This window comes from Cobetia sp. Dlab-2-AX (assembly GCF_024124625.1).
In the GTDB taxonomy this organism is placed as follows: Bacteria; Pseudomonadota; Gammaproteobacteria; order Pseudomonadales; family Halomonadaceae; genus Cobetia.
In genome coordinates, this window is the sequence record NZ_JAMXRV010000007.1 from 166,647 (window position 1) to 190,334 (window position 23,688).

19 protein-coding genes are annotated in these 23,688 nt (G+C 63.4%); 9 read left to right on the top strand and 10 right to left on the bottom strand.

Annotation, left to right across the window (positions count from 1 at the left end; all coding sequences use genetic code 11):
* Positions 1-112 precede the first annotated feature (112 nt).
* Positions 113-982, bottom strand: a complete 870-nt coding sequence (tsf, locus tag NH396_RS12915; protein ID WP_176678050.1) for a translation elongation factor Ts — start codon at positions 980-982, stop codon at positions 113-115.
* 178 nt (positions 983-1,160) lie between these two features.
* Entirely contained in the window at positions 1,161-1,895 is a 735-nt protein-coding gene (rpsB, locus tag NH396_RS12920) for a 30S ribosomal protein S2 (protein WP_175089676.1), read from the bottom strand.
* A gap of 315 nt (positions 1,896-2,210) precedes the next feature.
* Here rpsB and map point away from each other — a divergent pair, with 315 nt between their 5' ends.
* The 7 genes from map (at position 2,211) to NH396_RS12955 (ending at position 10,382) form a co-directional block, all read left to right on the top strand.
* Positions 2,211-3,002, top strand: coding sequence for a type I methionyl aminopeptidase (gene map / locus NH396_RS12925; RefSeq protein WP_253064175.1), 792 nt, complete (start codon positions 2,211-2,213; stop codon positions 3,000-3,002).
* Positions 3,003-3,007: 5 nt separating this feature from the next.
* Positions 3,008-5,719, top strand: a complete 2,712-nt coding sequence (locus NH396_RS12930; RefSeq protein WP_176678052.1) for a [protein-PII] uridylyltransferase — start codon at positions 3,008-3,010, stop codon at positions 5,717-5,719.
* A gap of 195 nt (positions 5,720-5,914) precedes the next feature.
* The gene (gene dapC / locus NH396_RS12935) at positions 5,915-7,114 is read left to right on the top strand and encodes a succinyldiaminopimelate transaminase (RefSeq protein WP_253064177.1); all 1,200 of its coding nucleotides are present in this window, start codon (positions 5,915-5,917) and stop codon (positions 7,112-7,114) included.
* A gap of 39 nt (positions 7,115-7,153) precedes the next feature.
* Positions 7,154-7,555, top strand: a complete 402-nt coding sequence (locus NH396_RS12940; RefSeq protein WP_306424412.1) for an ArsC family reductase — start codon at positions 7,154-7,156, stop codon at positions 7,553-7,555.
* Positions 7,556-7,595: 40 nt separating this feature from the next.
* Entirely contained in the window at positions 7,596-8,621 is a 1,026-nt protein-coding gene (dapD, locus tag NH396_RS12945) for a 2,3,4,5-tetrahydropyridine-2,6-dicarboxylate N-succinyltransferase (protein WP_253064179.1), read from the top strand.
* Between the two features lie 154 nt (positions 8,622-8,775).
* Positions 8,776-9,972, top strand: a complete 1,197-nt coding sequence (gene dapE / locus NH396_RS12950) for a succinyl-diaminopimelate desuccinylase (protein ID WP_176678492.1) — start codon at positions 8,776-8,778, stop codon at positions 9,970-9,972.
* Positions 9,969-10,382, top strand: coding sequence for a hypothetical protein (locus NH396_RS12955; RefSeq protein ID WP_176678055.1), 414 nt, complete (start codon positions 9,969-9,971; stop codon positions 10,380-10,382). Before dapE ends, NH396_RS12955 begins: the two co-directional genes overlap by 4 nt.
* Before the next feature lie 94 nt (positions 10,383-10,476).
* Here the strand turns inward: NH396_RS12955 and NH396_RS17080 are convergent, their stop codons facing one another.
* On the bottom strand, positions 10,477-10,941 hold the full coding sequence (locus tag NH396_RS17080; protein ID WP_043333039.1) for a cold-shock protein: 465 nt from the start codon (positions 10,939-10,941) through the stop codon (positions 10,477-10,479).
* Between the two features lie 596 nt (positions 10,942-11,537).
* Here NH396_RS17080 and NH396_RS12965 point away from each other — a divergent pair.
* A complete protein-coding gene (locus NH396_RS12965) occupies positions 11,538-11,789 on the top strand; it encodes a SlyX family protein (protein ID WP_253064181.1) in 252 nt (83 codons plus the stop codon).
* A 194-nt stretch (positions 11,790-11,983) separates the two neighbouring features.
* Here the strand turns inward: NH396_RS12965 and trxB are convergent, their stop codons facing one another.
* The 3 genes from trxB to NH396_RS12980 all read right to left on the bottom strand — a co-directional run bounded on the left by trxB (position 11,984) and on the right by NH396_RS12980 (position 14,518).
* Positions 11,984-12,940, bottom strand: a complete 957-nt coding sequence (gene trxB / locus NH396_RS12970) for a thioredoxin-disulfide reductase (RefSeq protein ID WP_176678057.1) — start codon at positions 12,938-12,940, stop codon at positions 11,984-11,986.
* Between the two features lie 351 nt (positions 12,941-13,291).
* Positions 13,292-13,894 carry a peroxiredoxin C gene (locus NH396_RS12975; protein ID WP_176678058.1) on the bottom strand — a complete coding sequence of 201 codons (603 nt, stop codon included), beginning with the start codon at positions 13,892-13,894 and terminating at the stop codon, positions 13,292-13,294.
* A gap of 261 nt (positions 13,895-14,155) precedes the next feature.
* Positions 14,156-14,518 (bottom strand): CPXCG motif-containing cysteine-rich protein, encoded by a 363-nt coding sequence (locus NH396_RS12980; RefSeq protein ID WP_253064183.1) that lies wholly within the window; start codon positions 14,516-14,518, stop codon positions 14,156-14,158.
* 347 nt (positions 14,519-14,865) lie between these two features.
* Here NH396_RS12980 and acnA point away from each other — a divergent pair, with 347 nt between their 5' ends.
* Positions 14,866-17,625: an aconitate hydratase AcnA gene (gene acnA / locus NH396_RS12985; RefSeq protein WP_253064185.1), complete on the top strand. Its 2,760-nt coding sequence runs from the start codon at positions 14,866-14,868 to the stop codon at positions 17,623-17,625.
* A 118-nt stretch (positions 17,626-17,743) separates the two neighbouring features.
* Here the strand turns inward: acnA and NH396_RS12990 are convergent, their stop codons facing one another.
* The 4 genes from NH396_RS12990 to ald all read right to left on the bottom strand — a co-directional run bounded on the left by NH396_RS12990 (position 17,744) and on the right by ald (position 23,563).
* The gene (locus tag NH396_RS12990) at positions 17,744-19,423 is read right to left on the bottom strand and encodes an NAD-dependent malic enzyme (RefSeq protein WP_253064187.1); all 1,680 of its coding nucleotides are present in this window, start codon (positions 19,421-19,423) and stop codon (positions 17,744-17,746) included.
* A 310-nt stretch (positions 19,424-19,733) separates the two neighbouring features.
* Positions 19,734-20,963: a YeeE/YedE family protein gene (locus NH396_RS12995; RefSeq protein WP_366071732.1), complete on the bottom strand. Its 1,230-nt coding sequence runs from the start codon at positions 20,961-20,963 to the stop codon at positions 19,734-19,736.
* Positions 20,964-21,228: 265 nt separating this feature from the next.
* Positions 21,229-22,242, bottom strand: a complete 1,014-nt coding sequence (locus tag NH396_RS13000; protein ID WP_043333050.1) for a tryptophan--tRNA ligase — start codon at positions 22,240-22,242, stop codon at positions 21,229-21,231.
* A 199-nt stretch (positions 22,243-22,441) separates the two neighbouring features.
* Complete coding sequence (gene ald, locus NH396_RS13005) at positions 22,442-23,563, bottom strand: alanine dehydrogenase (protein WP_253064189.1); 1,122 nt, start codon at positions 23,561-23,563, stop codon at positions 22,442-22,444.
* Positions 23,564-23,688 lie beyond the last annotated feature (125 nt).

The window sequence follows — 23,688 nt, forward strand, 5'->3', positions numbered from 1 at the left end:
AATCTCTCCTGATACTGACATACGGGGACGGGGCGGCCCGAAGGCGGGGGCCAGATACACGATGGCGTGCGCCTAAGCGCACGCCATCGTGAGAAGCGAAAACAGTCAGCCCTTACGCGCGGCTGGCCTGCTCACGGACTTCAGCTGCGAAGTCCACTTCTTCCTTCTCGATACCTTCACCGACTTCCATGCGCACGAAGGACACCACCTCACCGCCGGCAGCCTTGACGAACTCGGCGACGGTCTGGTTCGGGTCCTTGACGAACGGCTGTTCGGTCAGGCTGTTCTCGGCCAGATACTTCTTCAGACGCCCCTGGGACATCTTCTCGGCGATTTCCGCCGGCTTGCCTGCCATGTCCGGCTGAGCAAGGATGATGGCCTTCTCGGCGTCCATCTGTTCCTGCGGCATGTCTGCCGGACGTGCACAGACCGGGTTGACGGCTGCGACGTGCATGGAAACGTCCTTGGCTGCTTCGCCAGTACCGCCATTCAGCAGAGTCAGCGCAGCGATGCGGCCGCCGTGGACGTAGCCACCGACGACGCCGTCAGCCGGCGCTTCGACCAGCTCGGCACGACGAACGGAGATGTTCTCACCGATCTTCTGGACCAGCTGACCACGGGCGTCTTCCAGCTCACCTTCCATCAGGGAGGCGATGTCGGTGTTCTTGGTAGCGAACACACGATCGGCGATCAGCTGAGTGAAGGCCTTGAAATTGTCATCACGAGCGACGAAGTCGGTCTCGGAGTTGACTTCGACCATCACGCCGTAGCTGGCGTCGTCGGCGACCTTGATGACGATGGCGCCTTCAGCGGCCACGCGGCCAGCTTTCTTGGCGGCCTTCAGGCCGGAGTTCTTGCGCAGGTTCTCGATCGCAAGCTCGATGTCGCCACCGGCTTCGGTAAGAGCCTTCTTGCATTCCATCATGCCGAGCGCAGTACGCTCACGCAGTTCCTTGACCATAGATGCGCTGATAGCTGCCATGGGATGAAACCTCTGTCGTGTCGACGTCTTTGAATACGGGAATTCGGTCACGACCGCGGAACGGTCGCAAATGAGGGGGCCTTGGCCCCCTCATTGCCTGACCTGACTGCCACCTGGCTAGGCCATGCCGCACTCAGTGTAGCGCAGCGTTTGTGACAGTCAGATCAAGCCGCCAGGATCACTCTGCTGCGTCTTCTTCAGAAGCAGTTTCGACGAACTCACCGGCCAGCTCTTCTTCCTTGTTCTTGCCACAGGCGCCTGCAATTGCCTGGACATAGATCTGGATGGCACGGATGGAGTCATCGTTACCCGGGATGACGTAGTCCACGCCGTCCGGGTTGGAGTTGGTATCGACGACGCCGATGACCGGGATGCCCAGCTTGTTGGCTTCGTTGATCGCGATGCGCTCGTGGTCAACGTCGATCACGAACATTGCGTCCGGCAGGCCGCCCATGTCCTTGATACCGCCGATGGAACGCTCGAGCTTTTCCTGCTCACGAGTGGCCATCAGGACTTCTTTCTTGGTCAGCTTCGCGAAGGTACCGTCTTCATGCATCTGCTCGATTTCGCGCAGGCGCTTGATGGACTGACGGATGGTCTTGAAGTTGGTCAGCATGCCGCCCAACCAGCGATGGTTGACGTACGGCTGGCCAGCCTTGCGAGCTTCTTCCTTGATGATCTTGCCGGCAGCGCGCTTGGTGCCCACGAACATGATCTTGTTGCCATTGGCAGCCATCTTCTCGACCACTGACACGGCTTCGTTCAGCGCCGGCAGGGTGTGCTCGAGGTTGATGATGTGGATCTTGTTGCGAGCGCCGAAGATGAACTTGGACATCTTCGGGTTCCAGTACTTGGTCTGGTGACCGAAGTGTGCGCCTGCCTTGAGCAGATCGCGCATGTTGACTTGCGCCATGTGAATATCTCCTGGATATCGGGTTGGGCCTCCACGTCCCCCATGGATCCGACCGCTTGCGCGGCACCCGGGACCATGTGACGGAACGTGTGTGGATTGGGGTTATGTACGTCAGTCCTTCAATCTCGCCTCGGCCAGGCGCCCGGAGGTGGCCGATCGAGGAGAATTTGCAGGAAAGCGCGCGGCTTTATACCATAGCTCGACCACGATATGAAGTCGCCACTACCCGACGCGGCACGCGATGTACCGCGCCATCCCCCCGTCACGCGCGGCCTGGCGGCATTTCATCCCTCTTATCTCCTGCCTCGAGTCCTCATGAACATTCCCATCAAGACAGCTGAAGAAATCGACAAGATGCGCGTCGCCGGCCGTCTGGCGGCTGAAGTGCTGGAGCTGCTCGACGAGCACGTCCGTCCCGGCATCACCACGGGCGAGCTCAACCGCATCGCGCACCACCACATCACCGAAGTTCAGGGCTGCATTCCGGCACCGCTCAACTACCACGGCTTCCCGAAATCGATCTGCACCTCGATCAATCACGTGGTCTGTCACGGCATTCCCGATGACAACAAGAAGCTCAAGAAGGGTGACATCCTCAACATCGACATCACCGTGATCAAGGATGGCTATCACGGCGACACCTCGAAGATGTACTTCGTCGGCGAACCGAGCATCCAGGCCGAGCGTCTGTGCCGCATCACCCAGGAATGCCTCTATAAAGGCATCGAGCTGGTACGTCCGGGCGTACGCCTGTCAGAAATCGGTCGCGCGATCCAGAAGCATGCCGAAGCGGCAGGCTACAGTGTCGTGCGTGACTTCTGCGGCCACGGCATCGGCGCCGGCTTCCATGAAGACCCGCAGGTGCTGCACTATGACGGCTACGAAACCCGTGCTGACGCCGAGCTTCTGGAAGGCATGTGCCTGACCATCGAGCCGATGGTCAATGTCGGCGGCTACAAGGTGAAGGTCCTCAAGGACGACTGGACGGCTGTCACCAAGGACAAGAGCCTCTCGGCCCAGTGGGAGCACACCCTGCTGGTCACCGCCACCGGCGTTGAGGTGCTGACACGTCGCACGGAAGAGGACCTCTCCTTCCTCGAGGGTTGATCAAGATGCTCCTGCACCACTATCACTTCGTCGAGCGTGAAGCGCTCTACGATGCCGTCACCCTGGACGGCGAGCTGGCCACGACGAAGACCCCCATCCCGCTGTTCAAGCGGGCTCTGGCACAGGTACAGGAGCGTCTCGAGGCTCGTTTCAAGGCGGGCGCCGACATCCGCGACCTCATCCATGGTCGTGCCCGCGCCATCGATCGCCTGCTGGCCATCGCCTGGCAACGTCAGGCCTGGCCGGATGACGGCATCGCCCTGCTCGCCGTGGGCGGCTACGGCCGTGGCGAGCTGCACCCGCATTCCGACATCGACCTGCTGCTGTTGCTGGAGCAGGACGACGACACGCCCTATCGTGAGGCGCTATCCGACTTCATCACCTTCCTGTGGGACATCGGTCTCGAGATCGGCCAGTCCGTGCGCTCGCTGAGTGATTGCGAACGTGAGGCACGCGCCGATGTCACCGTGATCACCAACCTGCTGGAATCCCGCGTTATCGCCGGCCCGCAGCGACTGCGCGAGGCCATGCGCGAACGCCTGGCTACCGACCGCCTGTGGCCGGCCGAAGCCTTCTTCGAGGCCAAGTGGCAGGAGCAGATCGCGCGTCACCACAAGTTCGCCAACACCGAATACCACCTCGAACCCAACATCAAGTCGTCGCCGGGCGGCCTGCGTGACATCCAGATGATCGGCTGGGTCGCCAAGCGCCACTTCGGGGTCGAGCGCTACGACAACCTGGTCGCACTGGGCTTCATGAATGATGCCGAACTGCGCATTCTCAGCCAGGGCCAGGCCTTCCTGTGGCAGGTGCGCTTCGCGCTGCACATGCTGGCCGGGCGCGCCGAGGACCGGCTGCTGTTCGACCACCAGCGCACCATCGCCGAGCTATTCGGCTTCCGCGATACGCCCGAGCATCTGGCGGTCGAGCAGTTCATGAAGCGCTACTACCGCCATGTCACCGCCCTGGCGGGCCTCAATGACATGCTGCTGCAGCACTTCGACGAGGCCATCCTGCGCCATGACGAACCGGTCAACATCGTGCCGCTCAATCCGCGCTTCGAGATCCGCAGCGGCTACATCAGCCTGCGCGAGGAAGGCGTGTTCCGCCGCCGCCCCGCCGCGCTGCTGGAGCTGTTCCTGCTGATGGCGCAGCATCCGGAGATCGAGGGCGTGCGCGCCGACACCATCCGCGCGCTGCGTGATCATCGCCACCAGATCGACGACGCCTTCCGCGATGACGTGCGCCACCAGAGTCTGTTCATGGAGCTGATGCGCTGTGGCGGCAACGTGCCCCGCGTACTCAAGCGCATGGCGCGCTACGGCATCCTCGGCAAGTACCTGCCGGCCTTCGGGCGTGCCGTGGGACTGATGCAGCACGACCTCTTCCACGTCTACACCGTCGATGCGCACACCCTGCGCCTGCTCAAGGTCGCCCAGGAATTCCGCGCCCCCGATGCCGAGGAGGAATTCCCGGTCGCCGCGACCCTGATCCGCGAACTGCCCAAGCTGGAGCTGCTGTGGATCGCCGGGCTCTATCACGACATCGGCAAGGGCCGTGGCGGCGACCACTCCGAGATCGGCGCCGTCGAGGTCGAGGACTTCGCGCGCCGTCATGACCTCAGCCCGCGCGACACCCGTACGCTGAGCTGGCTGGTGCGCCACCACCTGCTGATGTCGATGACCGCCCAGAAGCAGGACATCGCCGACCCCGAGATCATCACCCGCTTCGCCGAGATCGTCGGCGACGAGACGCACCTCGATTATCTCTACGTGCTGACGGTGGCCGACATCAACGCCACCAACCCGTCGCTGTGGAACGGCTGGCGTGCGGCATTGCTGCGCCAGCTGCACATGGAGACGCGCCGGGCGCTGCGCCGTGGCCTCGAGCACCCACCGGAGCGCCACGAGTGGATCACCGAGACCCGTGAGGAGGCACTGTCCCTGCTGGCCGGCATGGGCACCGCCCGCACTGACGCCGAGGCGCTGTGGGCCAGCCTCGGCGACGACTACTTCGTACGCTACGCGCCCAGCGAGGTGGCCTGGCACACTCAGGGCATCCTGGCGCGCCAGGCGGCACCGCAGCTCGACGAGCATGGCGAGCCGCTGCCGCTGGTACTGACCAGCGCGCCCACCGAGGAGATGACCGAAGGCGGCACCAAGGTCTTCATCCATACCCGCTCGGTGGACAACCTGTTCGCGGCCACTGCCGCGGCGCTGGAACAGCTGGGGCTCTCGATCCACGATGCGCGCATCGCCACCTCCAGCCACAACTGGACGCTCAACACCTTCATCCTGCTCGACGATGAAGGTGAGCCGATCCGCGATGCCGCACGCCTGGCCGATATCCGCACCCATCTGGTCGAAGAGCTGGATGACCCGGATGACTACTCGGTGATCGTCAATCGTCACACGCCGCGCCAGCTCAAGCATTTCCGCATCGCGCCGCGCATCACGCTGAGCCAGGACTACACCAACGGCCGCAGCGTACTGGAAGTGATCGCCTCGGACCGCCCGGGCCTGCTGGCGCGCATCGGCCGCGTGTTCATGGAGCACGAGATCGCCATCGACGCCGCCAAGATCGCCACCCTCGGCGAGCGCGTCGAGGATATCTTCTTCATCACCGACCGCGCCGGCGAGCCCATCACCGACCCCGAGCGCCAGACACGCCTGCGTGACGCCCTCACCGAAGTCCTCGAGGTCGGCGAGCGCGGCTGAGACACGTGACGGCACATGACGGCACGTGACGAGAGTACAGAGGGAAAGCGCCGGCCGGCACCCCGCGATTGAGGGGACCGGCCGGCTTCCCTATAATCGCGAGTCGACCTGCATGGCAGTCCAGTGACTCGCGGACGCCTTCCTTCCTGCTCGGCCGGCAGCCTGACTGCCACGGCCATCACCCATGGAACGTGCATGAACCCGGATCTCGACCAGCTCAAGCCCTACCCGTTTGAAACCCTGGCCAAGCTGCGCGAGGGCGTCGTGCCCAACCCCGCCCTGGACCCGATTGCACTGACCATCGGCGAGCCGCGTCATGCGCCGCCCGAGTTCGTGCTCGACACCCTGCGCGAGCACATCATGGGCGTGGCCAAATACCCCGCCACCGGCGGGCTGCCGGAATTGCGCCAGGCGATTGCCGACTGGCTCGAAAAGCGCTTCTCGCTCAACGCCACGCCGGATATCGACCAGCAGGTCCTGCCGGTCACCGGCACCCGCGAAGCACTGTTCGCCTTCATCCAGGCCTCGCTGGACAGCACGCGTCCGGCGCGCGTGCTGGTGCCGAATCCCTTCTATCAGATCTACGAAGGCGCGACGCTGCTGGCCGGCGGCGATGTCACCTACCTGCCCTGCCCCGCCGAGAATGGCTTCCGCCCTGATTACGCGGCGGTGCCGGCGGACGTGTGGCGCGACACCCAGATCGTCTTCGTCTGCTCGCCGGGCAATCCCACCGGTGCCGTGACACCGCTGGCCGATTTCCAGCAGCTGATTCGCCTCGCCGACGAGCATGACTTCCTGATCGCCTCCGATGAGTGCTACTCGGAGCTGTACCTCGACGAAGGCACACCGCCGCCGGGCCTGCTGCAGGCCTGTGCCGCCATGGGCCGCGATGACTATGCGCGCTGTGTGGTCTTCCACTCGCTGTCCAAACGCTCCAACCTGCCGGGCCTGCGCTCCGGCTTCGTGGCCGGCGATGGCGAGGTGATCCGTCGCTTCCGTCACTACCGCACCTATCACGGCTGCGCGATGCCGCTGCATCACCAGTATGCCTCCATCGCTGCCTGGAATGATGAAGCCCACGTACTGGCCAATCGCGATGCCTACCGCGAGAAGTTTGCCGCCGTGACCGAAATCCTTGCGCCGGTAATGGACTTCCCGACACCGGAAGCCAGCTTCTACCTGTATCCCGCCGTGCCCGGCGGTGACGACGCCGCCTTCACCCGCGACCTGCTGCGTGAAGAGGCGGTCGGCGTGCTGCCGGCAAGCTACATGGCGCGCGAGGTGGACGGCGTGAATCCGGGTGCCGGGCGCATTCGTCTGGCGCTGGTGGCCGAACTGGAACAGACCGTCGAAGCCGCCCAGCGCCTGCGTCGCTTCGTTGAACGCCTGCGCTGAGCGCCAGGCCTGCACGGGCTGACAGCAGCCCAACACTGGATGACAGCCCCGCCCGGCGGGGTGGATTGGCTCAAGGAGACCGCCATGCACGTGCTCTACGGCATCAAGACCTGCGATACCTGCCGCAAGGCGCGCCGCGCCCTCGACGATCGGGGCGTGCCCTACCGCTGGCATGACCTGCGCGAGGATGGCCTCTCCGCCAGCCTGCTGGAATCCTGGCTGGAGCAGGCCGCCTGGAGCAGCCTGCTCAACAAGCGCAGCACCAGCTGGCGCAACCTGAGCGATGAACAACGTGACAGCCTCGATGCCAATTCGGCACGCGCATTGATGCTGGAGCACCCGACCCTGATCAAGCGTCCCATTCTCGAGCGTCATCCCGCCGACAATGAGATGGATCTGGTGATCGGCTATGACAAGGCGGTCTACGAATCGCAGGATTGAGTTACCCCTTACACCACTGGACACCTCGGAGATTGACACGATGTTGAGCCTTGCCCTCGGAATCGGCACCCAGAACACCACCGGCGACTGGCTGGAAGTCTATTATCCTGCCCCGCTGTTCAAGCCGACCGCTGCCGTTGTTGACGCCGCTCGCAAGGCACTGGACGCACCGGCTGGCACCACCGCCACCAGCTTCCTGCCGGAACACTGCGCCGCCCTGGCCAGCGCCCTGCGCGACGCCGGTGACAGCGCCCAGGCCGAACTGGCCGAGAGCCTGGCCACCAGCCAGCGCCCGCTGGTCGCCATGTTCATCGAGGAAAATGCCGCCCCGCAGAGCGTGCCGGAGGTCTACCTCAAGCTGCACCTGCTGTCTCACCGCATGGTGCGCCCGCACGGCATCGACCTGACCGGCATGTTCGGTCTGCTCAAGAATGTCGCCTGGACCAACGAAGGCGCCATCGACATCGAAGAGCTGCCGGCGCGCCGCCTCAAGGCCCGCCTGGAAGGTCGCACCCTGTCCGTGGACTGCGTCGACAAGTTCCCGAAGATGACCGACTACGTGGTGCCGACCGGCATCCGTGTCGCCGATACCGCACGTGTGCGTCTGGGTGCCTACCTGGGCGAAGGCACCACCGTGATGCACGAAGGCTTCTGCAACTTCAATGCCGGCACCGAAGGCCCGGGCATGGTCGAGGGCCGTATCGCTGCGGGCGTCTTCGTCGGCAAGGGGTCTGATCTTGGCGGCGGATGCTCCACCATGGGCACCCTGTCCGGTGGCGGCAACATCGTCATCAAGGTCGGCGAAGGCTGTCTGATCGGCGCCAATGCCGGTATCGGCATCCCGCTGGGCGATCGCTGCACCGTGGAAGCTGGCCTGTACATCACCGCTGGCACCAAGGTCATGGTCTTCGACAACGAAGGCCAGGAAGTCGAGACGATCGCAGCACGTGAGCTGGCGAATCAGGACGACCTGCTGCTGCGTCGCAACTCGATCACCGGTCGTGTCGAATGCCTCACCAACAAGAGCGCCATCGCGCTCAACGATGCCCTGCACGCTCACAACTGATACGTGTGACGGCTGCCTGTCAGCATGACGGGCAGCCGTGGCATTTCCCGGCTCGGGCAGCAGTGTCCGAGCCGGCATGAACACACTTCGTCTCTCCCCCCCCCGAATTTCGCGCTGTCGCTCCTCGCGATGACGCCTGCAGCGATGGCCCATGATGACTGATTCAAACGCACCGCTTCCTCCACGCCCCGCCGATCTGTCTCCGACGCTGGAGCTGGCCTTCGATCTCATCTCACGCCCCTCGGTCACGCCGGACGACCTGGACTGCCAGACCCTGATGATCGAACGCCTCGAGGCGCTGGGCTTCACCATCACGCGGCTGCCCTTCGGCGATGTCGACAACTTCTGGGCGGTGCGTGGACACCATGGTCCGGTGCTGGCCTTCGCCGGCCATACCGATGTCGTGCCGACGGGCCCAGAAGCCAACTGGCAGTATCCGCCGTTCTCGCCGTGCATCGACGATGCCGGCTTCCTGTGTGGCCGTGGCGCCGCCGACATGAAGGGTTCGCTGGCCGCGATGCTGACTGCCACCGAGCGCTTCGTGACCGCCAACCCGGACCACGAAGGCCGCATCGCCTTCCTGATCACCTCCGACGAGGAAGGCCCGGCGGTTCACGGCACTCGTGCGGTGGTCGAGTATCTGCGCGAGCATCATGAGCGCCTCGATTACTGCATCGTCGGCGAGCCGTCCTCCACCGACTACGCCGGGGACGTGATCAAGAATGGCCGTCGCGGCTCGCTGGGTGCAGTCATGCACATCAAGGGCATCCAGGGCCATGTGGCCTACCCGCATCTGGCGCGCAACCCGATCCACGATGCCGCCCCGGCTCTGGCTGACCTGGCCGCCGAGCATTGGGACAACGGCAATGACTTCTTCCCGGCGACCAGCTTCCAGATCTCCAACATCCGTGGCGGTACCGGCGCGACCAACGTCATCCCCGGCGAGCTGGAAGTGGTCTTCAACTTCCGCTACTCAACCGAGCTGACCGCCGATGATCTCAAGCGTCGCACCTATGAGATCCTCGAGAAGCACGGTCTGGACGTCGAGATCGAGTGGAACCTGAGTGGTGAACCCTTCCTGACGCCGGAAGGTGCGCTGGTCGATGCCGCCGTGCACGGCGTGGAACGCGCGCTGGGACGCAAACCTGTCCTGTCCACCTCAGGCGGCACCTCCGATGGTCGCTTCATCGCCACGCTCGGCACTCAGGTCGTCGAGCTGGGGCCGGTCAACGCGACCATCCACAAGATCGATGAACGCGTCATGGCCAGCGACCTGGACCGACTCTCCAGCGCCTACGAGCACATCCTGGAATACCTGTTTGTCCCCGCGACCCAAGAGACCCCGGCATGAGCGACACCCCGCACAATGACGCCGATGAGCAATATCCGGACATCGAGATCTACCTCAAGCCCTTGAGCCTGGAAGCACTGGGCGCCTGGCTGGGCGAGCAGTTCGGTCAGGTCGTCGTCTTCCAGCCGGCCGGCAAGCTGCAGCACCGTACGCGCCTCACGCGTGATGGCGCCGAGATCGCGGTGCTGGTGGTCGAGAAGGTCGCCGATGGCTTCGCCAGCCTGTGGTTCGACAGCGCCAGTACCCCCTGGGCGCGCGATGTCGACTGCGCACGCGACGCCGCCCGGGCCCTGCAGGTCGAGACGCGTTGCTCACTGGGCAGCTGGCAGCCCGGTGATGAGCCGGACCGCTTCTTCCGCGTCATGGCTGATGGCAGCGAAGAGGCCTTCACCTGGCCGGACAAGGGCTGAGTGACCCGTCTCTTCTGGTGACAGTCCATGAAACGACAACGCCCCGCAGGCTGGCCTGCGGGGCGTTGTCGTCTTTCACTGAGCGAGTCAGCGATCAGGTGATGACTGTCACGTCATCCGCCTGCAGGCCACGCTCATTGCTGATGACGTGGTAACGCACTTTCTGACCTTCGGCCAAGGTACGGTGGCCCTTGCCACGAATGGCACGGAAGTGAACGAAGACATCTTCACCACTTTCACGGGTCACGAAACCGTAGCCCTTGTTGACATTGAACCACTTGACCTCGCCGATCTCACGATCGTCGTCCTCGACTTCAGCCAGCACTGCAGAGCGCGGAGACAGCACCGGGATGGCAAGCGTCGCGATCAACAGCAGGATGAACACGGCCGCGACGGCAGCCGCGTACGCCAGCTCGAAGCCCTCGACGCTAAGCGCCTGGCTCAGGGTGTCGGCCAGCTGGCCGCCGGTCAGGGTGATGAAGACAGCAATCAGCAACGGTGCCGGCAGTGCCAGCAGCAGGCTGATGATGAAACAACGGAAGAACGTCTTGGAACTCATCAAGATAAACTCTCTAGGTAATGGGTGGAGGTGTAACGCGAGGGCAGAAATGAGTGCTTCGGATGATCCCTATCAGAATGTTCTGCCCTTGATCGCAATGGACAGCGCCTGACCGCACGACAGGGGTACAGCAGCTATCGTCAGTCGGGAAACTGCCTGAATGCAGCGCCTCACGGCGGTGCCCGTCACCGTCACTGATACACGCGAAGATACCTGTGCATCGCTCTGGTGACGTCGTGGCTCGTGATGCAGGTAACTCCACATCAGTCGATGGAACCGGCCCTGTCAATGACGCGCGAAGCGCAGGCGATCGAAGGCCGTCAATGGGTGCGATATACGAAAAACAAGTCAATCGCACTGTCAGCAGTCTATCACGCCTCTTCCTGATGCGTCTGAGGCAACTCAGTGACAATCCTTCAACACTTTGCGGTACTTCGACAACGATCCAGGCAATGATCCCGGTAATGACCGAAGCAACGATTCGGCGTGCCATCGCTCAGAAATCGTGGCATGAGTCGTCATCCAACGGCGGCCGCCTTACCCTCCTCCTCCATTGCTAACGCGGACCATTCCCTCACCCTCTGGAACCCAGATGCATGACAACCTCGACTGATCCCAACCTGGAAGCCCGACTGGAAGCACTGGAATCGCGCCTCGCGCATCAGGATGACTGGCTCGAGACCCTCGATCGCACCGTCATCGCCCAGCAGCGCCAGATAGAGACCCTCGAGCGCCTCACCGCGCTGATGGCCAGCCAGCTCCGCACCCTGCGCGAACAGCAAGGCAATGCAGACTCGACAGCACCTTTCAGTGCGCAGCCACACGACGAGCTGCCACCCCATTACTGAGCCTCAGCCCTCCCAGCCAAGTCCTGACAGGGCCTTGAACGCAGGCCGGCCCCGCAGCGAGGCTGCGGGGCCGGTCGGGCAGTGCTGAATCAGACTGTATCGAATCAGACTGTCTCAAATCAGAAAGTGCCGAATCAGACACTCTCGACACAGATCGTGTCGACATGGATCGTGTTGAAATGGGCAGGACGATCTCAGGCGATGAGGCCGTCCAGATAACGCTCGGCATCCAGCGCCGCCATGCAGCCGGTACCGGCAGAGGTGATCGCCTGACGGTAGACGTGGTCCATCACATCGCCACAGGCATAGACACCGGGGATGCTGGTCTGGGTGGCATTGCCTTCCAGACCGGACTGGACCTTGAGATAGCCGCCCTGCATCTCGAGCTGGCCTTCGAACAGGCTGGTATTCGGACGGTGGCCGATGGCGATGAACACGCCCATCGAGCTCAACTCCTTGGTGGCACCGCTTTCGACATGACGCAGACGCACGCCGGTGACGCCGGAGTTGTCGCCCAGCACTTCGTCGAGGGTGTGGTGCCATTCGACCGCCATGTTGCCGTTCTCGACCTTGTCGAACAGCTTGTCCTGCAGGATCTTCTCGGCGCGCAGGCTGTCACGGCGATGCACCAACGTGACCTTGGAGGCGATGTTGGACAGGTACAGCGCCTCCTCGACAGCGGTGTTGCCACCACCGACTACCACGACTTCCTGATTGCGATAGAAGAAGCCGTCACAGGTCGCACAGGCCGAGACGCCCTGGCCCATGAACTGCTGCTCACTCGGCAGCCCCAGGTACTGCGCGCTGGCGCCGGTAGCGATGATCAGGGCGTCACAGCTGTAGCTGCCGTTGTCACCCTTGAGCAGGAAGGGACGCTCACCGAGGGTCACTTCATTGATGTGATCGAACAGGATCTCGGTCTCGAAGCGCTCGGCGTGACGGCGCATGCGCTCCATCAGCTCCGGTCCCTGCACGCCGGCATCATCACCCGGCCAGTTGTCGACATCGGTGGTAGTGGTCAGCTGACCACCCATCTGCATGCCGGTGATCAACAGCGGTTTGAGATTGGCACGCGCGGCATAGACGGCAGCGGTATAACCCGCCGGGCCGGAACCAAGGATGATCAGACGTTCGTGACGGACATTGCTCATGGATGACCTCAGTGACAGATGAAGGCGGAGAAATTCACCAACCGCCGCAGCGACGGCTGATGATCAATGTGCTGAGCGATACGGACAGCGAGCGCGATCGGCATGGCTCAGGACACGGTGGTGATGGAACGGAGGACTGCGCAGAGTAGCGCAGACGGGCCAGGCTTTCAGCACTGCGCTCAGACCGGCATCGCAGATGCTTATGACGCAAGCTTCAGATGCGCGGAAGCCGCCGCCAAGGGCGACGGCTTCCGGCTCGCCTACCTCTCGATACACTCACGCAGAGGTGTCGGAGGCAGGCGCTCGATCAGTCAGCCATGGAATGCATGAACTGATCTCGTCAGCAGCGACTTACAGGCTGCTGGAGTGGCCTGCCAGGTACTTGGCAACACCTTCCGCGGTGTCCTTCATGCCTTCCTGACCTTCTTCCCAACCTGCCGGGCAGACTTCGCCGTTGGTCTGGTGGAACTGCAGGGCCTTGACCATGCGGACCATCTCGTCGACGTTACGGCCCAGCGGCAGGTTGTTGACGACCTGGTGCTGGACGACACCCTCTTCGTCGATCAGGAAGGAAGCGCGCAGAGCGACGCCAGCTTCCGGATGCTCGATGCCGTATGCCTGGGTGACTTCGTGCTTGACGTCAGCCACGATCGGGAAGCCGACTTCACCGATGCCGCCAGCGTCCGGAGAGGTCTTGCGCCATGCGTGGTGAGTGAACTGGGAATCGATGGACACACCGATGACTTCGACGCCGAGTTCCTTGAACTTCGCCAGACGGTTGTCGTGGGCGATGATTTCAGACGGGCAAACGAAGGTGAAGTCCAGCGGCCAGAAGAACAGCACGCGCAGCTTGCCGTTGGAATCAGACAGCTTGTAGTTGTCGACGATGGTACCGTCGCCCAGCACTGCTGCGGCTTCGAAATCCGGGGCCTGACGTCCGACCAATACGCTCATGGTGATCTCCTGAGGAATAATGATGATAAAGGCAGCGGACCGCCTTTGTGATGAATCGCCACACAGACTAATCGCCACGTGTGGCAGATGCCAAATGTTTGCTGCAATCGCCACCATAGAGATTGCCTATGGCAGCTCGATGACGCCAACAGCGAGTGTCAGGATCATAAGTGACCTCGCCCATAGAATACAGCATCTCCGGTACCCTGCCTTGGAAGCCAGCCACACACGGCGCTCACGTGATCACGCCGTAGGCGGTCATCACAGCACGTCGTCATCCTGGCCGATATCCAGACCTTCGAGTTCCCCGCTGATCGGGTCGACCTGCTGGCGCACCTGAATCGGCTGACAGCAACGCTCGCAATCAATGATGTTGGTCAGACTGCCCTCGTCCAGATCCAGAAACACCGTGAAGGGCGTATCGCAGTAGGGACAGTTGATCTCCACCTCATGCAGCGCCTCATTGACCGGCCCCTCCTCATCATCCAGCAGCTCATGACCCGGCCATTCATCGGACTGCCCCGAGGAATGCTCCGCCAGCCACTGCTCGACCGCCGCACCCAGAACCTCATCATCTTCCAACAGCTCGCCGGATTCGCTCGGCCTGCGCCCTTGATCGTTCATGACAGCCTCCGTTGTGCCTGATGGTGAACGCGACGGACGTTGCGAGGGGCACCGTTTCGGATGCCATTGCATTGGATACCTCAGAGGCCGCATTCACGCCGCGCGAGAATCGTGGCGGCAAACTCTATGGCAGCGAACGCGACGCAGGGTTCCTTGCTTCACACTACTCTCGATGATGGTGTGCGCTTGAATTCCTGTCACATGATGACCATAGCCTTATACAGGTAACCATACGCGACCTGGCAGTCGCTCTCGCGACGCGTCGCATCCGGCCGAGGCACCTGACGCGACTGTTGAACGACACTTCAGCAGTCTGGCCGGTGAAGACAACGACAAGGAGGAGAATCATGGGTTCCCAGCGCTCTCAGTCACTGGATTCGCTTGACACCCTCTCCGAGCTGGAAGTCGGAGACAAGCGCTATCACTACTACTCGCTCAAGAAGGCGGCCGACACGCTTGGCGACCTGACGCGACTGCCCTTCACGCTCAAGGTGCTACTGGAAAACCAGCTGCGCTTCGAGGACGGTGAAACCGCGACCAAGGAAGACATCAAGGCACTGGCCGACTGGCAGAAGACCGCTTCCAGCACCCATGAGATCGGCTATCGTCCAGCGCGCGTGCTGATGCAGGACTTCACCGGCGTGCCCGGTGTGGTCGACTTGGCCTCCATGCGTGACGCCGTCAAGAAGCTCGGCGCCGACCCCGAGAAGGTCAATCCGCTGACTCCGGTGGACCTGGTCATCGACCACTCGGTGATGGTGGATCACTACGGCGATCCGAGCGCCTTCAAGGACAACGTGCGCATCGAGATGGAGCGCAACCGCGAACGTTACGAATTCCTGCGCTGGGGCCAGCAGGCCTTCGACAACTTCTCCGTCGTCCCGCCAGGCACCGGTATCTGCCATCAGGTGAACCTGGAATACCTCGGCCGCGCTGTCTTCACACGTGAAGTGGATGGCAAGACCTTCGCCTACCCTGACACCCTGGTCGGCACCGACTCCCATACCACCATGATCAACGGCCTCGGCGTTCTCGGCTGGGGCGTCGGCGGTATCGAGGCGGAAGCCGCGATGCTCGGCCAGCCGGTCTCGATGCTGATTCCGGAAGTGGTCGGCTTCAAGCTGACCGGCAAGCTCAACGAAGGCATCACCGCGACGGACCTGGTACTGACCGTCACCCAGATGCTGAGAAGCCGCGGCGTGGTCGGCAAATTCGTCGAGTTCTACGGTGATGGCCTGGATGACCTGCCGCTGGCCGACCGCGCGACCATCGCCAACATGGCGCCGGAGTATGGCGCTACCTGCGGCTTCTTCCCGCTGGATGACGAGACGCTCAACTACATGCGTCTGTCCGGTCGCTCCGATGAGCAGGTCGCGCTGGTCGAGGCCTATGCCAAGGAGCAGGGCCTGTGGCGCGAACCGGGCCACGAACCGGTCTTCTCCGATACGCTCGAGCTGGACATGACTGATGTCGTCGCCTCCCTCGCTGGCCCCAAACGCCCGCAGGACCGAGTCGCGCTCACTGACATAAAGCAGACCTTCGAGAAGATTCTCGGTGATCAACTGGGAGAAGTGCCGGACATCGAGGACGGCAAGTGGCTGTCCGAGGGTGGCCAGACCGCCGTCGATGTCAAGCAGAGCTACGACAAGCAGAGCGAGGTGAAGAACGGCGATTACAGCGAGCTGGATGGCGAGACCTTCCGTCTCGACCACGGTGATGTGGTCATCGCCGCCATCACCTCCTGCACCAACACCTCCAACCCCAGCGTGATGCTGGCGGCAGGCCTGGTGGCGCGCAAGGCGCGCGAGAAAGGCCTGAGCAGCAAGCCGTGGGTCAAGACCTCTCTGGCGCCGGGCTCCAAGGTCGTCACTGACTACCTGGCGACTGCCGGCGTGCAGGATGACCTCAACGAGCTGGGCTTCAACCTGGTCGGCTATGGCTGCACCACCTGTATCGGCAACTCCGGGCCGCTGCCGGAACCGGTCGAGGACGCCATCAATGCGCGCGACCTGACGGTCGCCTCGGTGCTGTCGGGCAACCGCAACTTCGAGGGTCGCGTGCATCCCAACGTGCGTACCAACTGGCTGGCGTCGCCGCCCCTGGTGGTCGCCTATGCTCTCGCCGGCACCGTACGGGTCGATCTCTCCAAGGAGCCGCTGGGCAAGGACACCGAGGGCAATGACGTCTTCCTCAAGGACATCTGGCCGAGTCAGGCCGAGATCGCCGAGGCCGTCGAGCAGGTACGCACCGAGATGTATCGCAAGGAGTACGCCGAGGTCTTCGACGGTGATGAGACCTGGCAGGCCATCGAGGTACCGGAAGCCGAAGTGTATGAGTGGAAGGATTCCACCTACATCCAGCATCCGCCGTTCTTCGAAGGCATGCAGCGTGAGCCCGAAGCCGTTCAGGATGTCGAGAATGCCCGCGTGCTGGCGATGCTCGGCGACTCGGTGACCACCGACCACATCTCGCCGGCCGGCGCCATCAAGCCGGACAGCCCGGCGGGTCGTTACCTCAAGGAGAACGGGGTCGAGGTCAAGGACTTCAACTCCTACGGCTCGCGTCGCGGCAACCACGAAGTGATGATGCGCGGCACCTTCGCCAACGTGCGTATCCGCAACGAGATGCTCGATGGTGTCGAGGGCGGCGAGACCCGCCACGTACCGTCCGGCGAGCAGATGGCCATCTACGATGCCGCCATGAAGTACGCCGAGGAAGGCACGCCGCTGGTAGTCGTCGCCGGCAAGGAGTACGGCACCGGCTCCTCACGTGACTGGGCCGCCAAGGGCACCCTGCTGCTGGGCGTGCGTGCGGTGATCGCCGAGTCCTACGAGCGCATCCATCGCTCCAACCTGATCGGCATGGGCGTGGTGCCGCTGCAGTTCCCCGAAGGCGAGAGCCGCCAGTCGCTGGGGCTGACCGGTGATGAGGAAATCAGCATCAGCGGCCTGAATGACCTGACGGCCGGCGGCAAGGTCCAGGTCACCTTCAAGAGCGACAAGGGTGAGCAGAAGATCGAGGCGCTGTGCCGCATCGATACCGACAACGAGCTGGAGTACTACCGCCACGGCGGCATCCTCCACTACGTGCTGCGCGGCATGCTGTAACCCGCCAGCCGCTCACCGCAGCGCTGACTGCCACACAAAAGCCCCCGCAGGCATGGCCTGCGGGGGCTTCTTCATTTACGCAGTCTGTACCATGCGCTCAATGACGGCGCAGGCGCGATCAGAATGCCTTGCGACGGTAAGCGCGGTAACGCGGCTGCCAGAAGTTCTTCTCGATGTTGGCCTGGATGATCTCGTCGCTGGAGGTCAGCGCCACACCATCGGTCTGGGCCTGACGCGCCACGTCGAAGGCGATCTGACGGCTGATATCCTGGATGTCGCCAAGTGACGGCAGCAGCGCGCCCTCGCCCTTCAGGACGATGGGAGCGTTGTTGGCCAGCGCGTTGGCGGCGGCCATCAGCATGTTGTCGGTGATGCGTGAGGCATTGGACGCCAGCACACCCAGACCGATGCCCGGGAAGATGTAGGCATTGTTGCACTGAGCGATCGCGTGGGTATGGCCATTGTGCTCGACCGGCGCGAACGGGCTGCCGGTGGCGACCAGCGCCTTGCCGTCGGTCCACTCGATGACTTCTGCCGGTGTCGCTTCGACGCGTGAGGTCGGGTTGGACAGCGGCATCACCAGCGGGCTCTCGCAGCCGGCCTGCACGGCACGGATCACGTCTTCGCTGAACAGGCCACGCTGGCCGGACACACCGATCAGTACGCTCGGCTTGGCGGCCTTGACCACATCCAGCAGGCCGCGGTCACCGAAGTCGGTCACGCTGTCGACGTCATGGGCCAGACGGCTCTGGAAGTCGTAGAGGCCTTCCATGTCGCTGGTCAGCAGACCGAAGCGATCGACCATGAAGACGCGCTTGCGGGCCTCGGCCTCGTCCATGCCTTCCTTGACCATCGCCACCACGATCATCTCGGCGATACCGCAGCCGGCGCTACCGGCACCCAGGAAGGTGACGCGCTGGTCGGAGAGCTTCTCGCCCTTGGCCTTGCAGGCCGCCATCAGAGTCGCGACCACGACGGAGGCGGTGCCCTGGATGTCGTCGTTGAAGCAGCACACTTCATCGCGGTAACGCTCGAGCAGCGGCATGGCGTTGGCCTGCGCGAAGTCCTCGAACTGGATCATGGCCTTCGGCCAGCGACGCTTCACGGCAGTGATGAATTCGGCCATGAAGGCGTTGTAGTCATCACCGGTGACGCGCTCGTGACGCCAGCCCATGTAGCGCGGGTCGTCGAGCAGCTTCTGGTTGTTGGTGCCAAGATCCAGCGAGATCGGCAGCGTGTAGGCCGGGCTGATGCCTCCACAGGCGGTGTACAGCGACAGCTTGCCGATGGGGATACCCATGCCGCCGATGCCCTGATCGCCCAGCCCCAGGATACGCTCGCCATCGGTGACGACGATGACCTTGACGTTGTCCTTGGTCGCGGAGCGCAGGATGTCATCCATGTGCTCGCGATCCGGGTAGGAGATGAACAGGCCGCGGTGGTTGCGGTAGATGTTGGAGAATTCCTCGCACGCCTGACCGACGGTCGGGGTGTAGATGATCGGCATCATCTCCTCGAGGTGTTCCTCGATCACACGGAAGAACAGGGTCTCGTTGTCGTCCTGCACAGAGCGCAACAGTATGTGCTTGTCGAGGTCGGTAGCGCACTGCTGATACTGGCTGTAGACGCGCGCGACCTGCTCTTCGATGCTCTCGACATTCTGCGGCAGCAAGCCCATCAGATTGAAGCTGACACGCTCCTCGAGGCTGAAGGCGCTGCCCTTGTTGAGCAGCGGCATCTCGAGCAGGCTCGGGCCGGCGTAAGGAACATACAGGGCGCGCTTGGAAGTATCCGTCATGGCGAGACTCTTGAATCAGTGGGGACGACCTCACGCTCGGCAAGCTTTCGGCATGCCGGCAGACAAGCGCAGCATGCCCGCTGAAGCACCGCAGAAGACCTGCTGGCAACCGGGCGTCCGAGGGACCTTTCGACGTGCAGTTTCCACGTGCGAACAAGGCATGATGATAGCACGCGCAGTGCTATCTCCGGCAGCCTGCGCAAGGTTGGCGTGCGTTGCGCAGACAAGGGTACTGCATGACGAGAAACGCCCCGCTCATCCCCCTGGCGGGGAAGGAGCGAGGCGTTCGCAGTCACGTGCGAGGAATGGCTCAGGCCAGATCGGCACGCGACGCCGGCTTGCGCGGCGCAAGGGCGAAGAAGGGACGCAGCTTCACGCCCAGCATGTTACCGGCGAAGGCCATCACCAGCCACAGCCAGCCATGCAGGCTACCGGAGGAGATGCCGCCGAAGTAGGCGCCGATGTTGCAGCCGAAGGCCAGGCGCGCGCCGTAGCCCAGCAGCAGGCCACCCAGCACGGCAGCCACCAGCGAGCGCAGCGGAATGTTCCACTTCGGTGCGAACTTGCCGGCCAGCAGCGCCGCCGCCAGCGCCCCCACCACGATGCCGATGTTCATTACCGTGGTGATGTCGGTGTAGAGCGGTGCCGCCAGTGCCTTGGCATTGCCCGCCGCCTGCCAGTAACCCCAGTCACTGACATCGAAGCCCAGTGTGGTGTAGACCTTGGTGCCCCACAGCGCGAAGGCCGAGGTGATGCCCCACGGGCGCCCCGCCAGGGCCAGGGTGGCAAAGTTGAGCAACGCCAGCGCCACCGCGCCCGCCAGCAGTGGCCAGGGGCCGCGCAGGAAACGTGACAGGCCACGCGGCTGACTATCGGTCACGGCGGCCTTCTCGAGCTCACCGTGACGACGCTTCTCCAGCGTGCGTGTCACCAGCACGATGATGGCGAACAGCACCAGGCTGACGATGATGCCGCCCAGTGCACCGAAGCTGTCCACCAGCGAGACGGCGGGCAGCGACGGCAGGCTCTGCCACCAGCTGAAGTGCGCGGTGCCGATCACCGAGCCGACGCAGAAGAAGATCAGGGTGATCACCATGCGCGCATTGCCGCCACCGACGGTGAACAGCGTGCCCGAGGCGCAACCGCCACCCAGCTGCATGCCGAGGCCGAACAGGAAGGCGCCGACCACGACGGAGGTGCCCAGCGGCGAGACGAAACCGGAGACCTCCTGCCCCCACAGACTGCCCGAGGCCAGCACCGGGAAGAACAGCACCACGGCGATCGCCAGCATCAGCATCTGGGCACGCAGGCCGCGACCACGACGCTCGGTGATGAACACTCGCCAGGCGGAGGTGAAGCCGAAGGCCGCGTGATAGAGCACCACGCCCAGCGCGCCACCGATCAGCAACAGCAGACCCTGGCGCCAGCCGGCGACCAGACTCAGCAGCACTGAGGCAATGACCAGCAGCCCACCCGCCCAGACGGCGCGAGGATTGATGGTGGTAGACGGCTGGGCAGGCTCACTGGCCTTGCCCGGCATCGCGTGTTGACTCATGTCGTACCCCCTTGTGTATTCAGTATGCTTGAAGCATTGATGCGGCAAGCCTAACGCGTCGCTTTATAGCTGTGAATGAATTTCCAGCATGCTTTTCATTCCCTTCAGGTATATGCCTGACATCACACCCCGGACGCCATCAGCCCGACAGCCCCGATGACGCCGCCCTCTGAAGCGACGGCGCCAACAACAGAAACCCCCGCCATCCGGGAAGATGACGGGGGCCGATCGAGCAGCGTGGACGGGCGACCTAGAGGAAGTTGCCCAGACCTACAGCGCGACGCAGACGCTCCATCATCGGTGCGGCCTCTTCACGGGCACGCTCGGCGCCACGCTTGAGGATCGCCTCGACGTGCGCCGGGTCTTCCATCAGCTCGACGTAACGCTCGCGCGGCGCCTTGAGGTGATCATTCAGGTATTCGAACAGCTGGTTCTTGGCGTCGCCCCAGCCGATGCCGGCCGCGTACTGCTCACGCATGGCGGCGACTTCCGCCTCGGTGGCGAAGGCCGAATAGATCTGAAACAGCGAACAGGTATCCGGGTCCTTCGGCTCGCCCGGTTCCAGCGAGTTGGTCTTGATCTTGCGCACGCTCTTGAGCAGCTGCTTCTCGGTGCCGAACAGCGGAATGGTGTTGTTGTAGCTCTTGGACATCTTGCGGCCATCGAGGCCCAGCAGCAGCTGGGATTTCTCGTCGGTCACCGCCTCGGGCATGGTGAAGTAGTTGCCCTTGAAGAGGTGGTTGAAGCGTCCGGCCATGTCGCGCGCCATCTCGATGTGCTGGATCTGGTCACGCCCCACCGGCACCTTGTGCGCATTGAACATCAGGATGTCCGCCGCCATCAGCACCGGATAGCTGAACAGCCCCATGCTGATGCCGCGATCGAGATCCTCGATGCCGCTCTCTTCGTTCTCGGCCACGGCGCCCTTGTAGGCATGCGCACGGTTCATCAAGCCCTTGGCGCACACGCAGTTGAGCAGCCACATCAGCTCCGGGATTTCAGGCACGTCCGACTGGCGATAGAAGATGGCGTTGTCGGTGTCCAGACCCAGTGCCAGCCAGGTGGCGGCGATCTCACGACGCGATTCCTGCACGCGCTTCGGGTCCTGGCACTTGATCAGGGCGTGGAAGTCGGCGAGGAAGTAGAAGGACTGGACCGTCGGGTCCTGACTGGCTTCGATGGCAGGCTTGATGGCGCCGACATAGTTGCCGAGATGAGGGGTGCCGGTGGTCGTGATGCCGGTAAGAACGCGGGTCTTGGTCATGGATGCACTTCTTGGGCGTCTGGGTCGGGAGGTCGTGCCGCGGGGCCGCACTCACTCACAATGGATCACGACAGGTCGCGGCAGCGCCCGCTCGAATCCCTCGAACGCCGCCACCATGACCTGTCGCTATATGTCCCACATCTTACCCTGAGGCGTGCAGCCTTCGTAAGGGCCGGCGCGCCCGGCTCACTCCTTCGCCTCAATCCTTCCCCAGTGCCTCGGCGAGTGCAGTGACGGGCATGTCGAAGGCCTCGCCGACTTCCGGCAGGATCAATTGCCCCGCGTGCACATTGAGGCCCGCGGCAAAGTGGCTGTCCCGGCTCAGCACCTCGCGATAGCCGCCATTGGCGAGGCGCACGATATACGGCAGTGTCGCGCTGGTCAGCGCTTGGGTCGAGGTCCGTGCCACCGCGCCGGGCATGTTGGCCACACAGTAATGCACGATGCCATCCACCACGTAGGTCGGCTCGGCGTGAGTGGTCGCCTGACTGGTCTCGAAGCAGCCGCCCTGATCGATGGCGACATCCACCAGCACGGCGCCTGGCGTCATCTTGCGCAGATGCTCGCGGCGAATCAGCTTGGGGGCCGCCGCCCCGGGCACCAGCACGGCACCGATGATCAATGCCGATTGCCGCACCGCTTCCTCCAGCGCCTCGGAGGTCGAGTAGACGGTACGAATCTGGCCCTGATAGCGATGATCCAGCGTCTCGAGGCGCGCCAGTGAGGTATCAAGAATCACCACCTCGGCGCCCAGCCCCAGCGCCATGCGTGCCGCGTTCTCCCCCACTACACCGCCACCGATCACCGTGACCCGCGCCGGCGGCACACCGGGCACGCCGGGCAACAGCACGCCCATGCCACCCTGCGCCTTTTCCAGCGCGTGCGCGCCGGCCTGGATCGCCATGCGTCCGGCGACACGACTCATGGGTGCCAGCAGCGGCAGGCCTCCGTCGGCATCCGTGATGGTCTCGTAGGCGATGGCCGTCACGCCGCTCTCCAGCAGACCCTCGGTCAGCTCACGAGCGGCCGCCAGATGCAGATAGGTGAACAGGGTCTGGCCGCAGGTGAGCCGCGCCACCTCGGCAGGCTGCGGCTCCTTGACCTTGAGAATCAGCTCGGCGTCGCGAAAGACCCGCTCGACGTCCGACTCAAGACGCGCGCCCACGCCCTGGTATTCGGCATCGGGGTAGCCACTGCCCTCCCCGGCGCCAGACTCGACGATCACCTCATGGCCCTGGGCGATCAGCTCACGCACACCGGCAGGCGTGAGAGCGACGCGATACTCGTGGTTCTTGATTTCCTTCGGCACGGCAATCTGCATGGTGAACTCCTTGCACTGCTGGCGGAATACGCTGACGTCATCACGACGCCTGCTACAAGCACAGCAGACTCGTCAGCGTCTCGCCAATCAGATACCAGCAAGATTCACCAAAACACGCCCATGAT

Excerpts from the sequence above, each read along its gene's own strand:
- dapE (WP_176678492.1), top strand. The coding sequence starts at position 8,776 with ATGACTGATTCAAACGCACCGCTTCCTCCACGCCCCGCCGATCTGTCT.
- dapD (WP_253064179.1), top strand. The coding sequence starts at position 7,596 with ATGTTGAGCCTTGCCCTCGGAATCGGCACCCAGAACACCACCGGCGAC.
- NH396_RS12930 (WP_176678052.1), top strand. The coding sequence starts at position 3,008 with ATGCTCCTGCACCACTATCACTTCGTCGAGCGTGAAGCGCTCTACGAT.
- NH396_RS12990 (WP_253064187.1), bottom strand. The coding sequence starts at position 19,423 with ATGACGGATACTTCCAAGCGCGCCCTGTATGTTCCTTACGCCGGCCCG.
- NH396_RS12955 (WP_176678055.1), top strand. The coding sequence starts at position 9,969 with ATGAGCGACACCCCGCACAATGACGCCGATGAGCAATATCCGGACATC.
- NH396_RS12940 (WP_306424412.1), top strand. The coding sequence starts at position 7,154 with ATGACAGCCCCGCCCGGCGGGGTGGATTGGCTCAAGGAGACCGCCATG.
- NH396_RS12975 (WP_176678058.1), bottom strand. The coding sequence starts at position 13,894 with ATGAGCGTATTGGTCGGACGTCAGGCCCCGGATTTCGAAGCCGCAGCA.
- acnA (WP_253064185.1), top strand. The coding sequence starts at position 14,866 with ATGGGTTCCCAGCGCTCTCAGTCACTGGATTCGCTTGACACCCTCTCC.
- rpsB (WP_175089676.1), bottom strand. The coding sequence starts at position 1,895 with ATGGCGCAAGTCAACATGCGCGATCTGCTCAAGGCAGGCGCACACTTC.
- NH396_RS17080 (WP_043333039.1), bottom strand. The coding sequence starts at position 10,941 with ATGAGTTCCAAGACGTTCTTCCGTTGTTTCATCATCAGCCTGCTGCTG.
- dapC (WP_253064177.1), top strand. The coding sequence starts at position 5,915 with ATGAACCCGGATCTCGACCAGCTCAAGCCCTACCCGTTTGAAACCCTG.
- NH396_RS12965 (WP_253064181.1), top strand. The coding sequence starts at position 11,538 with ATGACAACCTCGACTGATCCCAACCTGGAAGCCCGACTGGAAGCACTG.
- trxB (WP_176678057.1), bottom strand. The coding sequence starts at position 12,940 with ATGAGCAATGTCCGTCACGAACGTCTGATCATCCTTGGTTCCGGCCCG.
- map (WP_253064175.1), top strand. The coding sequence starts at position 2,211 with ATGAACATTCCCATCAAGACAGCTGAAGAAATCGACAAGATGCGCGTC.
- tsf (WP_176678050.1), bottom strand. The coding sequence starts at position 982 with ATGGCAGCTATCAGCGCATCTATGGTCAAGGAACTGCGTGAGCGTACT.
- NH396_RS12980 (WP_253064183.1), bottom strand. The coding sequence starts at position 14,518 with ATGAACGATCAAGGGCGCAGGCCGAGCGAATCCGGCGAGCTGTTGGAA.
- NH396_RS13000 (WP_043333050.1), bottom strand. The coding sequence starts at position 22,242 with ATGACCAAGACCCGCGTTCTTACCGGCATCACGACCACCGGCACCCCT.
- NH396_RS12995 (WP_366071732.1), bottom strand. The coding sequence starts at position 20,963 with ATGCCGGGCAAGGCCAGTGAGCCTGCCCAGCCGTCTACCACCATCAAT.
- ald (WP_253064189.1), bottom strand. The coding sequence starts at position 23,563 with ATGCAGATTGCCGTGCCGAAGGAAATCAAGAACCACGAGTATCGCGTC.